The sequence below is a fragment of the Streptomyces sp. NPDC052114 genome, from assembly GCF_040680155.1.
Lineage (GTDB): Bacteria > Actinomycetota > Actinomycetes > Streptomycetales > Streptomycetaceae > Streptomyces.
The window spans coordinates 197247-211651 of record NZ_JBFAWC010000001.1; the positions used below are offsets into that span (position 1 = coordinate 197247).

Sequence of the window (14405 nt, forward strand, 5' to 3'; positions counted from 1 at the left end):
TCAGGCCTTGGGGATGTCGAAGTAGCGGGTGAGCCCGGACGCGAGCGCCACATCGCCCGCGATCTTCACCTTGCGCATCATGAACATCGTGACGGGGCTGGCGTTTCCGGAGACCAGTTTGAGGAACTCGGCGTCGCCCATGATGAGCGTGACGCGCGGCTCGGCGTCCGAGCGCCCCTCGCGGACGGTGCAGGTGCCGTCGGCGATGTCCGTCTCGTACACCGCCTCCTCGTTCTCCCCGCTGCCCGTGACCTTCCAGCGGATGAGGGCCTTCAGCGAGCCCGCCGTCTCCGGCTTGAACTGCCGCTCCATGCGCCCGAAGACCTCCTTCAGGACCCGGGTGCGCAGCGCGCCGTCGCGGGCGATCTCCGCGATCTCCCCGCCGGACAGGCCCTTCACGATCCGCGCGAACTCCTCGGGCGTGACGCGGGCGAAGTCGAGTTCCGCGATCTTGCTGATGTCGTCGTCCGCCATCGCAATCTCCTTACCCTGAAGTAAACTTACTAAAGAGTAAGGTAAGTCGGAACCAGGGAGGCTGACAAGGGTGAGCGGCATATCCGACGGTGCGTCCGGCCCGCGCAGGCGGCGCGTCCCGCGCCCCGAGCGCGAGCGTCAGATCGTCGACGTGGCGGTCCAGGTCTTCGCCAAGCGTGGCTACCACGGCGCCTCGGTGGACGAGATCGCCGAACTCGCCGGAATTTCCAAGCCGATGGTGTATCTGTACCTCGACTCCAAGGAGGGCCTCTTCCTGGCCTGTCTGCGCCGCGAGGCGGACCGCCTGGTCGGCGCCTTCCAGGGCGCGGCGACGGCGGGCGAGGCCGCGCCCGAACTCCGGCTGCACGCGGGGCTCCTGGCGTTCTTCACCTTCGTCGCCGAGCACCGCGACAGCTGGGTGGTCCTGCACCGCCAGGCCTCCGAGCTGAGCGAGGCGATCGCGGCGGCCGTCGCCGAGGCGCGCCGCGCGGTGATGGCGGAGGTGGCGGGCCTGGTCTGGGCGGGCATCACCCAGGACGGTCCAGGCTCCCACCAGCTCTCCGACGAGGACGCCGACTTCGTGGCGCACGCGCTCGTGGGCGCGGCGGACTCGCTCACCGACTGGATGGCGGGTCATCCCGGCCAGTCGCCCGAAGGCGTGACGCTGCGGCTGATGAACATGGTGTGGGTGGGCATGGGGCGGGTCCTGGAGGGGGAGGTCTGGAGTCCCGCGGAGGGGTGACCCGAGGGTCGGGTGAAGGGTCGAGTGGGGGCGGGTGAAGGGGCGGGCGGTGTCCCGTCCCGTCCGACCCATTGAATTTTCCTTACGGGTGGGTAAGTTGACCCCCGAGTAAGTAACTGAGTACGTGCCGAGCAACACCGATCACCCGCACAGCGCCGGGAACCGGGAGCCGGGGAGCCGTCATGGGCGTACGCAAGGATCTGAAAAGGGCGCAACGCCGCAGCGACCTGGCGGAGCGCGGCAGGGTCGAACTCGTCAGGGACGAGCACGGCACCGTGCGCGAGGCCCGCGCCGCCGCCCTCGTGCCGGGAGCGACGGCGGGCAGCACCGCCGACATCCCCTTCACCAACGCCGCCGAGGCGCCCGACGCCGTGGTCCTGCGCCGCAAGCGGGACGGCCGGTGGCACCCCGTCACCGCCGCCGCCTTCGCGCGCGAAGTGACCGAGGCGGCGAAGGGGCTGATCGCCGACGGCCTCGAACCCGGCGGCCGCGTCGCGCTGATGTCGCGCACCCGCTACGAGTGGGCGGTCCTCGACTTCGCGATCTGGGCGGCGGGCGGCCAGACCGTGCCCGTCTACGCGACGTCCTCGGCGGAGCAGATCGAGTGGATCGTCCGGGACTCCGGCGCCCGCCTGGTCGTCGCGGAGACGGCGGAGAACGCGGCGACCGTCGGGGAGGCCGTCCGCGCCCTCGACGCCCCGCCGCGCGTGCGGCACCTGGACGGCGGCGCGCTGGCCGAACTGACGTCTCTCGGGGCCGGGTTGTCCGACGAGGAGGTGACCAAGCGGCGCTCCGCGCTCACCCCCGACTCCATCGCGACCCTCTGCTACACCTCGGGCACCACCGGCCGCCCCAAGGGCTGCGTCCTCACCCACGGCAACCTGCACGCGGAGGCGGCGAACACCGTCGACCTCCTCCACCCCGTCTTCAAGGAGATCACCGGGCAGGTCGCCTCCACGCTCCTCTTCCTGCCGCTCGCGCACATCCTGGGCCGCACCATCCAGATCGCCTGCATGCTCGCCCGCATCGAGCTCGGCCACTGCCCGAGCATCAAGCCCGACGAACTCCGCCCGGAACTAAGGTCGTTCAGGCCGACGTTCGTCGTCGGCGTGCCGTACCTCTTCGAGAAGATCCACGACACCGGACGGGCGACGGCCGAGAAGATCGGCCGCGGCGCCTCCTTCGACCGCGCCGAGCGGATCGCGGTGCGCTTCGGCGAGGCGTACCTGAACAGGTTCCTCGACCAGAGCGGCCCCGGCCCGTCCCTCGGTCTCCGCGCCGGCTGGGCGCTGTACGAACTCCTCGTCTACCGCCGCATCCGCAAGGAGGTCGGCGGCCGGCTGCGCTACGCGATCAGCGGCGGCTCGCCCCTGGACCGCGACCTCAACCTCTTCTTCTACGCCGCCGGAATCATCATCTACGAGGGGTACGGCCTCACCGAGACCACGGCCGCCGCCACCATCACCCCGCCGCTGCGGCCCCGCCCCGGCACCGTCGGCCTGCCCGTGCCCGGCACGGCCGTGCGCATCGCGGACGACGGGGAGGTGCTGATCAAGGGCGGCATCGTCTTCGGGTCGTACTGGAACAACCCGGCGGCCACGGACGCGGTGCTGACCGGCGGCTGGTTCGCGACCGGGGACCTGGGCGCCCTCGACCAGGACGGCTACCTCACGATCACCGGCCGCAAGAAGGACATCATCGTCACCTCCGGCGGCAAGAACGTCTCGCCCGCCGTCCTGGAGGACCGCCTGCGCAGCCGCGCGCCGGTCGGCCAGTGCATCGTCGTGGGCGACAACCGTTCGTACGTCGCCGCGCTCGTCACCCTGGACCCCGAGGCCGTCGAGCACTGGCTCGCCGTACGCAAGCGCCCCAAGGACACACCGCTCGCGGACCTCGCGCGCGACCCGGAGATGCTCGCGGAGATCCAGAAGGCCGTGGACCACGCCAACGCGGCGGTGTCCAGGGCCGAGTCGATCCGCAGGTTCGCCGTCGTCGGGGGCGAGTTCACGGAGGACAACGGCCTGCTCACGCCGTCCCTGAAGATCAAGAGGCATGCGGTGACGGCGGCGTACGCGGCGGAGATCGAGGCGCTCTACGGGGAGTGAGGAGGCCCGTGAGGGCGAGGGGCGGGCGGCCTCGCGGGGATCGGGGGCGGCGGCGTCCTGGTTGGCGGGGCCGGTGGCGCCACCGGCTCCACTGGGTCAACGGACGGCACCGGCAGGGAAGTTCCCGACCCCGTACTTCGGCGGCGCCGGCCCCACCCGCCGAACAAGAACGGCCGGGACGCCCGCCCACCGAACAAGGACGTACGGGACGCCCGCCCACCGCAGAACGCCCCGTACGCGCGCGTGCCCGCCGTGACACCACGGAGTCCGGCGGTGCCGGAGGGGGCGTACGGGGAGCTGAGACCGTCTGCCGGCTGAAAGCACCGTCAAACGCCGAGACGCTTTTCCGGGAGGTGTAATCTGACGCCTGCCAGCCACGCCGAACAGCCGGAACCGCACCATGCCGAAGCCGACCGAGCCCGCCGCACCTGGGGCATCGGCCCAGGTCACCGCGGCGGAGATCTCCCGTATCGCCGGGGTCACCCGCGCCACGGTCAGCAACTGGCGCCGCCGGCACACGGACTTCCCCACCCCCGTCGCCGGGACGGACACCAGCCCGCTGTACGACGTGGCCGAGGTGCGGACCTGGCTCGCCGGACGCGGGCACGGCACGCCCGTCCCGCCCGTCGAGGAGCTGCGCACCCTCCTCCGGCTCGACCCGCCAGGCCGCGCGACGGCCACCCGGCTCCTCCCGTTCGTCCTCGCCGGGTGCCGACGCCCCGACCTGTTCGCCACCGCCGAGCACCTTCCCGACAGCGATCTGGCGGCCCGCGCCGGGGCGGCCGTCGGCGCCCTGCCCGCGCACGCGGAGTCCGCCTTCGGCGAGGTGACGTACGGGACCGCGGACGCGCCCCTGCTGCGCGCGGTGCTGCGCTGCGTCCACGCGGGCCGGTCCCCGCAGGCCGCCGACGTGCTCGCCGAGCGCGAGCTGGAGGACACGGCGGTCGGCGGCGCGTATCCCACGCCCGGCCCGCTCGCCGACCTCATGGCCGGCCTCCTCGGCGTCGCCGCACCCGAACTGCCCTACCCCCCAAGGGTCTTCGACCCGGCCTGCGGCGGCGGCGCCCTGCTGGCCGCGGCCGCGCGACAGGGCGCGCGCCGGCTGTGCGGGCAGGACGCCGAGCCGGTGCAGGCCCGGCGGAGCCTGGTCCGCCTCGGGCTCGACGCCCCGGAGGCCGACGCGGAACTCCGCACGGCGGACTCCCTGCGCGCCGACGCCTTTCCCGACCTGGCCGCCGACGGGGTGCTGTGCCATCCGCCGTACGGCGACCGCGACTGGGGGCACGACGAACTCGTCCACGACCCGCGCTGGGCGTACGGCGTACCGCCGCGCGGGGACTCCGAACTGGCCTGGACACAGCACGCGTTGGCGCACGTCGGACCCGGCGGCTTCGCCGTCGTCCTGCTGCCGCCCGCGACCGCCGCGCGCTCCCTGGGCCGCTGCGTCCGCGCCGAGCTGATCAGGTCGGGCACGCTGCGCGCGGTCGTCGCGCTGCCCCCGGGCGCCGCACCGCCGCGCCACGTCGGCCTGCACGTGTGGATCCTCCGGCGGCCCCGGGCGACCGCGCCCGCGCACCCTTCGGTGCTGTGCGTGGAGGCCTCCGCGCCCGCCGGTCCCGCGACGGCGGGCCTGCCGCGCCCCGCCGCGCCGCGTGACCCGTCCCGGCCGCGCGCGGACACGGCCTGGGACGCCCTGACCGCGACGGTCCTCGGGCACTGGAGCCGCTTCGCCGCCGACCCGGCCGGATTCACGGACGTGCCGGGCCAGGCCCGCGCGGTCCCGGTCGTGGACCTCCTCGACGACCTGGTCGACGTCACACCGGCCCGCCACATCCGCACCTCGACCGCCGCGGCCGACCCGGCGGGCACCGCCGAGCGGGCCAGGGGCCTGTGCGGCGAACTGGCCGGGGCGGCACGGGCCTTGGCCGCCGCGGCCGGGCAGGAGGAGTGGCCCGCGGCGGGCACGGAGACCCGCGCGTGGCGCACGGCGTCCCTCGCCGACCTCACGCGCGGCGGCGCCCTGACCCTCCACCGGGCCGCCCCCGCCTCCTCGCGGGAACCGGGCACCCCGACCCCCGCCGAGCACACCGGCCGTCCCGTGCTGACCGGCCGCGACCTGGCGGCCGGGCGAGGGCCCGGCGCCGACCCGGAGACCCCGGCCCCGCACACCACGACCGTCGTCGCCGAGGGCGACGTCCTGCTGGCCGAGGTCCGCGGCGGGGGCGACGGGCAGGCCCGGGTCGCCGACGCGCACGACGCCGGTGCGGTCATCGGCCGTGGCGTGCGCCTGGTCCGCCCGGACCCGGACCGCCTCGACCCCTGGTTCCTCGCCGGTTTCCTCGCCGCCGAGGACAACCTCACCCGGGCGTCGGTGGGCACCGGCGCGCTGCGCGTCGACGCGGCGAGGCTGCGGGTGCCCCTCCTTCCGCTGGCGGAGCAGCGCCGCTACGGCGAGGCCTTCCGGCATCTGCACACGCTGCGGGAAGCCGCGCGCCGGACAGCGGAGCTCGCGTCGCTCACACCGAAGGCGCTCGCCGACGGCCTGACCGGCGGGACACTGCTGCCACCACCGAAGGGAATCCGTTGAACAGCAGCAAGCACGCGGAACTGGCGAACAACGCCTGGTCCGTCGCCGAACTCCTGCGCGGCGACTACAAGCAGTCCGACTACGGCAAGGTGATCCTGCCGTTCACGGTGCTGCGCCGCCTGGAGTGCGTCCTGGAGCCGACGCGCGAGAAGTTCGCGGAGTTCTACGCGCGCTACGCCGACGAGGACGTCAAGCCCGAGCGGCTGATGCGCCGCGCCTCCGGCCAGGTCTTCTACAACACCAGCAGCCTCACCCTGAGCAGGATCGCGGGCGATGCCACGACGGCGGCCAAGAACCTGCAGATCTATGTGAACGCGTTCTCCGACAACGCCCGCGAGGTCCTGGAGAAGTACGACTTCAGCCGGCAGATCAAGAAGCTCGACGACGCGAACCTCCTCTACCGCGTCATCGGCAGGTTCACCGATCTGGACCTCCACCCGGACAAGGTGCCCAACCACAACATGGGCTACATCTTCGAGGAGCTGATCCGCCGCTTCGCCGAACAGTCCAACGAGACGGCGGGTGAGCACTTCACCCCGCGCGAGGTCATCAAGCTGATGGTCAACCTGCTCGTGGCGCCGGACGCGGACGCGCTGAGCGTGCCGGGCGTGGGGCGCACGGTCATGGACCCGGCGTGCGGCACGGGCGGCATGCTCAGCGCCGCCGAGGAGCACATCACCGCCCTCAACCCCGACGCGACGGTCGAGGTGTACGGCCAGGAACTGAACCCCGAGTCCTGGGCGATCTGCCGGTCCGACCTGATGATCAAGGGCCAGGACCCCGACAACATCGCCGCGGGGAACTCCTTCTCCGACGACGGCCACGCGCGCAAGCGGTTCGACTACCTGCTGGCCAACCCGCCGTTCGGCGTGGACTGGAAGAAGGTCAAGGACGACGTCGAGGAGGAGCACGAGGCGCTCGGCGACGCCGGCCGCTTCGGCGCGGGCCTGCCCCGCATCAACGACGGCTCGCTGCTCTTCCTCCAGCACATGCTGTCCAAGATGAAGCCGGTCGACGTGCACGGCGACGGCGGCTCCCGCCTCGCGATCGTCTTCAACGGCTCCCCGCTGTTCACGGGCGCGGCCGGTTCGGGCGAGTCGGAGATCCGCCGCTGGATCGTGGAGAACGACTGGCTGGAGGCGGTCGTCGCCCTGCCGGACCAGCTCTTCTACAACACGGGCATCTCCACGTACTTCTGGATCCTCACCAACCGCAAGGACCGCGACCACGAGCGCAAGGTCGTGCTCCTGGACGCCCGCGACCAGTGGGTGAAGATGCGCAAGTCCCTCGGCGACAAGCGCAAGGAGCTGGGCGACGGCACGAACGGCAGGCCCGACCACATCGGTGACATCACCCGCCTGTACGCGGAGGCGGTGCAGGTCGCGGCCGACCCGGAGCACCCCCTCCACCACAAGGTGAAGGTCCTGGAGAACTCGGCCTTCGGGTACCGGCGCATCACCGTGGAGCGGCCGTTGAGGCTTCGCTTCGAGGTGAGTGAGGCGACGCTGACGGCCCTGGCGGCGGCCCGTCCGGTCCAGCGCCTGGAGCGGGCCGAGGAGTTCGTCGCGGCGGTGCGTACGCTGCTCGGCACGTCCTGGGCGGCGCGGTCGGACGCGTTCGTGGCGCTTCAGGGCGCGGTCGTCGCGGCCGGTCTGACCTGGCCGTCGGGCGCTCCGTTCACGAAGGCGGTCCGCGAGGCCGTCGGGGTGCGCGACCCCCGGGGCGAGCTCCAGAGGATCAAGGACAGGCCGGAGCCGGACCCGGAGCTGCGGGACTACGAGAACGTACCGCTGGGCGAGGACGTCGAGGAGCACCTCAAGCGCGAAGTGCACCCGCACGTCCCGGACGCGTGGATCGACCACACCAAGACGAGGACCGGGTACGAGATTCCGTTCACGCGCCTCTTCTACGTCCATGAACCGCCGCGTCCGCTCACGGAGATCGACGCCGAGCTGAAGTCCCTGGAGGCGGAGATCCAGGCGCTGCTGGGCAAGGTGACCGACCGATGACGGCGCCCGCCGGCGAGGTGTCCCTGAAGTGGGTGCTCCACCTGCGCAGCGGCACGTCCTGCGACGAATTCCGCGCGGACGACGGGGAGTTCCCGCTCATGGGCGCCTCCGGCGAGATCGGCAGGTCGCGCCGGGCCAACGCGCCCGCGAAGAGCGTCGTCATCGGCCGCGTCGGAACGGTCGGCGCCGTCCACTTCGCGCGTACCGCGTGCTGGGCCTCGGACAATTCCATCATCGCGGTCGCGGGCCCGGACCTGGCCCCCGAGTACATGTACTACGGACTGCTGGCCGCGCGCCTTCCCGACCTCGCGTCCAGGACGGCCCAGCCGCTGCTGACGGCGAGCGCGGTGGGCGGCCGGCGCCTGTGGGTGCCCCCGCTCGACGAGCAGCGCCGCATCGCGGCCTTCCTCGACGCCGAGACCGAGGTCATCGACCGCGTGATCCGCAAGCGGGAGCGCCAGCTCGACCTGCTGCGGCAGAAGCGGTTCTCGGCGGTGCGCGACGTGCTGCGGCGGGGACTGCGGGGTGCGCCGACGAAGCCGACGTCCTTGGGCTGGCTGCCGGAGATTCCCGCCGACTGGCGGCTCGTCCCCCTGCGGTACCTGACGGAATGCCTGGACGGGCGGCGCATTCCGCTGAGCGCCGAGGAACGCTCGAAACGACAGGGCCCCTACCCCTATTACGGGGCGAGCCGCGTCGTCGACCACGTGGACGGCTTCCTCTTCGACGAGCCGCTGGTACTGCTCGGCGAGGACGGGGCGCAGCTGGCGAATCCGACCGCCGAGGTCGCCTTCCACGTCGAGGGGAAGATCTGGGTCAACAACCACGCGCACGTCCTGCGGTCCACGGGCATGAAGGGCCGGCTCCTGGCCGAGGTGCTCAATGTGTTCGACCGCAATCTGTGCATGTCGGGCGCGACGCGTGAAAAGATCACCCAGGAAGAGATGAACGCGGTGCTGGTGCCGCTTCCCCCGGACGACCAGCAGCAGGAACTCATCGACCGGATCGCGCGCGAGCACGCCGACCGCGCCGGCCTGGAGTCGGCGCTCCGGAAGCAGGTGCGGCTCCTCGTGGAGCGCCGCCAGGCCCTCGTCGCGGCGGCGGTGAGCGGGCGGTTCGACGTCTCCACGGCTGGTGGCCGGGGTGTTTCCGCACACATGGACGGAGTCCAGTAGCCATGTCCCCCGTGCACGACGAGAAGGCCTTCGGCTCCGCGATCGTCGCGGCCCTGCTCGACCGCGGCTGGCGCGAGGCGCGCCCCCAGGACTACCGGGCCGATCTCGGCCTGGATCCCGACGAGTTGTTCGCCTTCATCGACGCCACCCAGCCCGACGAGTGGGCCGAGCTGACGGGCGTCTACGGCAGCCGGGCGGACGCCGAACGCGGCTTCGCCAAGCGGCTCGACCAGGCCGTGGCCGAGAACGGCCTGGCGCACGTCCTGCGCGACGGCGTGCCTGACCGCGGCGTGAAGCTGCGCGTCGCGTACTTCCGGCCGAACCTCATCGCCGACGACTCCGTCCTCGACGGCTACCGCGCCAACCGCCTCACCGTCGTACGGGAGCTGGCGTACGCCACCAAGCAGGCCGACCAGGGCAACCGCCTCGACCTGGCCCTCTTCCTCAACGGAATCCCCGTCGCCACCGCCGAGTTGAAGAACCCGCTCACCGGCCAGGGCGTCGAGCGCGCCAAGAAGCAGTACCGCACCGACCGCGACCCGACCGAGCCGATCTTCACGCGCCGCGTCGTCGCGAACTTCGCCGTCGACCCCGATCTCGTCTTCGTCGCCACCCGGCTCCAGGGGCAGAGCACCCGTTTCCTGCCCTTCAACACCGGCTCCGACGGCCCGGGACGCCCCGGCGGCGCGGGCAACCCGGTGCCGACCGCCTTCGGCACGTACGCCACCTCCTACCTGTGGGAGCAGGTGTGGGAGCGGGGGAACTGGCTCGACCTCCTGGAGCGCTTCGTGCACCAGCCGAAGCCGAAGAAGGGCGTGGCCCGCACCACGGTCTTCCCGCGCTTCCACCAGTGGGACGTGGTCAAGAAGCTGACCGCGCACGCCGCACGCCACGGCTCCGGTCAGCACTACCTGGTCATGGCGTCCGCCGGGTCCGGCAAGTCCAACACCATCGGCTGGCTCGCCCACCGGCTCTCCGACCTGCACGCCGACACGGACCCCGGCGCCCTGGACCCGCAGGCGCTCGCGCAGGGCCGCATCACGCCCGGGGAGCCGGTCTTCGACAAGGTCGTCGTGATCACCGACCGCCGCAACCTCGACGCCCAACTGCGCGAGACCGTCGGGAGCTTCTCGCGCACGGCAGGGCTCGTCGTGAAGATCGACGAGAAGAACGGGGCGAAGGGCGAGCAGCTCGCCCGCGCGCTGTCCCGGGACACCGGGAAGATCGTCACCGTCACGCTGCACTCCTTCCCCGCGCTCCTCGACTTCATCAAGCGCCATCCGACGGAGATCGCGGGCAGCCGCTTCGCGATCGTCGTCGACGAGGCGCACTCCTCGCAGTCCGGCGACGCCGCCACCGCCGTCCGGGCGGCCCTGCGCGACCTCGGCCTGGACGCCGACTCCGAGGACCAGGGCGCGACGACCGTCGAACTCACCGAGCGGCTCAGGAAGAAGGCCGAGGAGCGCTCGCGCGCCGCGAACCTCTCGTACTTCGCCTTCACCGCCACCCCGAAGGCCAAGACCCTCGAACTGTTCGGCACGCCCGACACCATCGACGGCGAGGACAAGTACCGGCCCTTCCACACGTACGCGATGCGGCAGGCCGTCGAGGAGGGCTTCATCCTCGACCCGCTGCGCTCCTACGCGACGTACAACACGTACTGGAAGCTGGTGAACCAGAACCCGGACGAGAAGGAGGTCGATCAGTCCCGGGCCACCAGCCTGCTCGCCCGCTTCGCGATCACCCATGACTCGACCGTGGCCCAGCACGCCCAGGTCGTCGTCGAGCACTTCGTCACGCACACCCGCGGCCGGCTCGGCGGGCGTGCCAAGGCGATGGTGGTCACCGCCTCGCGGCACTCGGCCGTACAGCTGGCGCGGGCCGTCAAGAGCTACCTCAAGGACCGTGGCTACGACGCCGAGTACCCCGACCTGGGGGTCCTCGTGGCCTTCTCCGGCAGCCTCACCGTCGACGGCGAGGAGACCACCGAGAGCAAGGAGAACGGCGGGCTCGCCGAGAGCGCGCTGCCCGCGGCGTTCGCGTACACGCGGGCGGACGACAAGAGCGTCCGGGCGGGCGGCAGGGGCAAGCCCGAGTACCGGATCCTCGTCGTGGCCGAGAAGTACCAGACCGGCTTCGACCAGCCGCTGTTGACGACGATGTACGTCAACAAGAAGCTCACCGGCATCTCCGCCGTCCAGACCCTGTCCCGCCTCAACCGCACGGCCGAGCGCAAGACCCAGGCCGACCTCGCGGTCCTGGACTTCGAGAACGAGGCCGAGGACATCCAGAAGGCCTTCCGCCCCTACTTCGAGGAGGCGACGACCCTCCCCTCCGACCCGAACCTCCTCTACACCGCGCAGGGCCGCGTCATGTCCGCCCCGGTCCTGGCCGAGCGGGAGATGGACGCGTTCGCCGCCGCGTACCTCGATGCGCAGGAGAAGGCGGGCGGCGTGCCCGGCACGTGGGAGAAGCTGCACGCGGAGCTGTACCGCCTGCTGTCCCCGGCCGTCGCGCGGTTCACCGCGCTCGTGACGAGCGGGGCCGAGGAGGACGCGGAGACCGCCGAGGACTTCCGCGCCGACCTGAACGACTACGTGCGCAAGTACGGCTTCCTCGCGCAGATCGTGCCGTACCGGGACGCCGACCTGGAGCGCCTGCACCTGTACGGCCGCCACCTGCTCAACCGGCTGCCGCGGCGCGCCGACGGCGGCGTCGACATAGGCGAGGTCGACCTCAGCCACCTGCGGGTGGAGAAGGCCGGCGAGTACGACGTGTCGCTCGGCGCCGAGGGCCCGGCCGACCTCAAGGGGTTCGCGGAGGGGGCGGGCGCGACGAAGGAGGGCGAGAAGTCGCTGCTGTCCGAGCTGATCGAGCGGTTCAACGAGAAGTTCGGCACCGCGTTCACGGAGGGCGACGTGCTGGCCCCCTTCGAGGAGGCCAAAGCCGACCCCAAGGTCCGGGCGGCCGCCGTGGCCAACAACGACGTCGACAACTTCGGCCTGGTCTTCGACGACGTCTTCGAGGACAAGATGGCCGACCACATCGACACCATCGCGGGCCTCGGCCGCCAGTACTTCGGCCCGGACAAGGGCTTCAAGTCCACCCTGGACCGCAACGCCCGCAAGGCGGCGTGGCGGATCATCCGGCGGGAGGAAGGGGTGGGGGAGGAGCGCTGAGGACGCGGCGCCCGCGCGCGCCCGGCGGGTGGCCCCCGGTTCCGGCCCGCGCGGCCGGAAGGGATGCCCCGGGGCGGGACGACCGGAAGAGAGGTTGCGCCCCCGGCAGGACTCGAACCTGCGGCCAAGCGCTTAGAAGGCGCCTGCTCTATCCACTGAGCTACGGGGGCCGGGTGTGGCCGGGTGGCATGGGGGCCGGATGTGGGGGAGATCCGTGACCTTGCCGGGGACAAGGATAGGGCTCCCGGGTCCCTGTCCCTGGTGCTTCGCGTCCGCGCCGTGATGTGGAGGTTCAGTGAAGCGGTCCTGATAATCGCAGGCAGGTGCGAATCTCGCATCGCTTTTGGCGTCTCACGCCCCGGGTGTTGTGCACTCGTTATGCCTGCGCCCCAGTCGTCCCTTCCGTCCCCTGTGTCCGATCGGCGCGCAGAGGCGTCCATATGCTTCAGAAAGCCGTCAAAATTGGGCATTCTTCACATGTGGTGACCTTGGACGTACGGCCTCAATTGCTTGACGCACTCTCCGCCCTGCGCGAGCGCGTCGCCGCCGCACGCTTTCCGCTCCCCCTGCCAGGGGCGCCACGCGCGCGTGCCAACCGTGACGAGTTGCTGGCGCAGCTCGACGACTATTTGGTGCCCCGGCTCAAGGCGCCCGAAGCGCCGCTTCTCGCCGTTGTCGGCGGATCCACCGGGGCCGGCAAGTCCACGCTCGTGAACTCCCTCGTCGGCCGGCAGGTCAGCGAGGCGGGGGTGCTGCGGCCCACCACGCGCACCCCGGTGCTCGTCTGTCACCCCGACGACCACCACTGGTTCGCGGGAATGCGGGTCCTGCCCGACCTCACGCGCGTGTGGATGCCCCATCAGGAGGACCCGGACGGCGGTGAGGGGGACGGCGAGGCGGACGACGACGAGGACGTGCTGGCCGCCGTGCACGAGGACGAGCGCGCCCTGCGCATCGAGACCGCGCCGAGCCTGCCCCGCGGCCTCGCCCTCCTCGACGCGCCCGACGTCGACTCGCTCGTCGCCGACAACCGCGTGCTGGCCGCCGAGCTGATCTCCGCCGCCGACGTATGGGTGATGGTCACGACCGCCTCGCGGTACGCCGACGCGGTGCCCTGGCACCTGCTGCGCACCGCCAAGGAGCACGACGCGACCCTCGTCACCGTCCTCGACCGCGTCCCCCACCAGGTGGTCACCGAGGTGTCACGGCAGTACGGCGCGCTGCTCGCCAAGGCGGGCCTCGGCGACGTACCGCGCTTCACCGTGCCCGAACTACCCGAGTCCGCGGGCGGCGGCGGCCTGCTCCCCGCCACCGCCGTCGCGCCGCTGCGCGCCTGGCTCACCCACCGCGTCCAGGACCCCACCGCCCGCGCCCAGGCCGTCTCCCGCACCGCGCACGGCGTCATCGGCTCCCTCGGTTCCCGGATGCCGGAGCTCGCGGGCGCCGTCGCCGCCCAGTACGCGGCCGCGCTGCGGCTCACCGCCGCCGTCGACGAGGCGTACGAGAACGAGCACGCGCGCGTGCGGGGCCGTCTGCAGGCGGGCGGCGTGCTCGCCGGCGACGCCCTGAAGCGGTGGCGCAGCTACCCCCTCGACTGCGGCGCGGGCGAACTCCTCGACGCCATCGTCGCGAGCCTGGAGGCGCTGCTGCTGTGCGCCGTCACCGCCGCCGACGAGCGCATCGACGAGACCTGGCGGCGCGAGCCGGCCGCCGGCGCCCCGGGCCTCGCCGACCGCGACCCGCGCGCGGAGAGCGCCGAACACCGCATCGGCATGGCCGTCCGCCGCTGGCGGCGCGTCCTGGAGGAGTACGCCGAAGAGGAAGTACGCGGCCTGGAACGCGTCGACAAGAACGCCCTGCCCGACCCCGAAGTCGTCGCCGCGCTGCTGGCCACGGCCCTGCTCGGCGGGCGCCGGGCCCGTGCGGCGGGGGAGATCCTCGCCGAACGGATCGGCGCCCAGGGCGCGGTCCGGCTGCGCGACCGCGGCGGCCGCCTGCTCACCGACTACCTGGAGAAGGTCCTCGGCACCGAGCGGGAGCGCCGCCTCGCCCCCCTGGACGCCCTCGACGTGCACCCCGAACCCCAGGCCGAGCTGATCGCAGCCCTGTCCGTACTGCAGAAGGAGAGGTGACC

At 72.3% G+C, this 14405-nt stretch carries 8 protein-coding genes and 1 tRNA gene; 7 read left to right on the forward strand and 2 right to left on the reverse strand.

The genetic code is table 11. The annotated features are described in order from the left end of the window. Nucleotides 1–474: an SCP2 sterol-binding domain-containing protein gene (locus tag AB0L89_RS00810; protein WP_365132118.1), complete on the reverse strand. Its 474-nt coding sequence runs from the start codon at nucleotides 472–474 to the stop codon at nucleotides 1–3. A gap of 70 nt (nucleotides 475–544) precedes the next feature. Between AB0L89_RS00810 and AB0L89_RS00815 the strand changes: the two genes are divergently transcribed. The 6 genes from AB0L89_RS00815 (at nucleotide 545) to AB0L89_RS00840 (ending at nucleotide 12271) form a co-directional block, all read left to right on the forward strand. Then, nucleotides 545–1216 carry a TetR/AcrR family transcriptional regulator gene (locus tag AB0L89_RS00815; RefSeq protein WP_365132121.1) on the forward strand — a complete coding sequence of 224 codons (672 nt, stop codon included), beginning with the start codon at nucleotides 545–547 and terminating at the stop codon, nucleotides 1214–1216. A 182-nt stretch (nucleotides 1217–1398) separates the two neighbouring features. After that, a complete protein-coding gene (locus tag AB0L89_RS00820) occupies nucleotides 1399–3321 on the forward strand; it encodes an AMP-binding protein (RefSeq protein ID WP_365132124.1) in 1923 nt (640 codons plus the stop codon). Between the two features lie 400 nt (nucleotides 3322–3721). Continuing rightward, nucleotides 3722–5908 (forward strand): N-6 DNA methylase, encoded by a 2187-nt coding sequence (locus tag AB0L89_RS00825; RefSeq protein WP_365132127.1) that lies wholly within the window; start codon nucleotides 3722–3724, stop codon nucleotides 5906–5908. Next, the gene (locus AB0L89_RS00830) at nucleotides 5905–7917 is read left to right on the forward strand and encodes a class I SAM-dependent DNA methyltransferase (protein WP_365132130.1); all 2013 of its coding nucleotides are present in this window, start codon (nucleotides 5905–5907) and stop codon (nucleotides 7915–7917) included. Before AB0L89_RS00825 ends, AB0L89_RS00830 begins: the two co-directional genes overlap by 4 nt. Continuing rightward, complete coding sequence (locus AB0L89_RS00835) at nucleotides 7914–9092, forward strand: restriction endonuclease subunit S (protein ID WP_365132133.1); 1179 nt, start codon at nucleotides 7914–7916, stop codon at nucleotides 9090–9092. The genes AB0L89_RS00830 and AB0L89_RS00835 overlap by 4 nt, the downstream gene beginning before the upstream one ends. 2 nt (nucleotides 9093–9094) lie before the next feature. Further along, nucleotides 9095–12271 carry a type I restriction endonuclease gene (locus tag AB0L89_RS00840; protein WP_365132135.1) on the forward strand — a complete coding sequence of 1059 codons (3177 nt, stop codon included), beginning with the start codon at nucleotides 9095–9097 and terminating at the stop codon, nucleotides 12269–12271. Between the two features lie 97 nt (nucleotides 12272–12368). Here the strand turns inward: AB0L89_RS00840 and AB0L89_RS00845 are convergent. Then, nucleotides 12369–12441: transfer RNA gene (locus AB0L89_RS00845), tRNA-Arg, on the reverse strand. Between the two features lie 270 nt (nucleotides 12442–12711). Here AB0L89_RS00845 and AB0L89_RS00850 point away from each other — a divergent pair. After that, nucleotides 12712–14403, forward strand: a complete 1692-nt coding sequence (locus tag AB0L89_RS00850) for a dynamin family protein (RefSeq protein WP_365132138.1) — start codon at nucleotides 12712–12714, stop codon at nucleotides 14401–14403. Nucleotides 14404–14405 lie beyond the last annotated feature (2 nt).

Coding starts and splice junctions, on each gene's coding strand:
- AB0L89_RS00850 (WP_365132138.1), top strand. CDS start 12,712: ATGCTTCAGAAAGCCGTCAAAATTGGGCATTCTTCACATGTGGTGACC.
- AB0L89_RS00810 (WP_365132118.1), bottom strand. CDS start 474: ATGGCGGACGACGACATCAGCAAGATCGCGGAACTCGACTTCGCCCGC.
- AB0L89_RS00825 (WP_365132127.1), top strand. CDS start 3,722: ATGCCGAAGCCGACCGAGCCCGCCGCACCTGGGGCATCGGCCCAGGTC.
- AB0L89_RS00820 (WP_365132124.1), top strand. CDS start 1,399: ATGGGCGTACGCAAGGATCTGAAAAGGGCGCAACGCCGCAGCGACCTG.
- AB0L89_RS00840 (WP_365132135.1), top strand. CDS start 9,095: ATGTCCCCCGTGCACGACGAGAAGGCCTTCGGCTCCGCGATCGTCGCG.
- AB0L89_RS00835 (WP_365132133.1), top strand. CDS start 7,914: ATGACGGCGCCCGCCGGCGAGGTGTCCCTGAAGTGGGTGCTCCACCTG.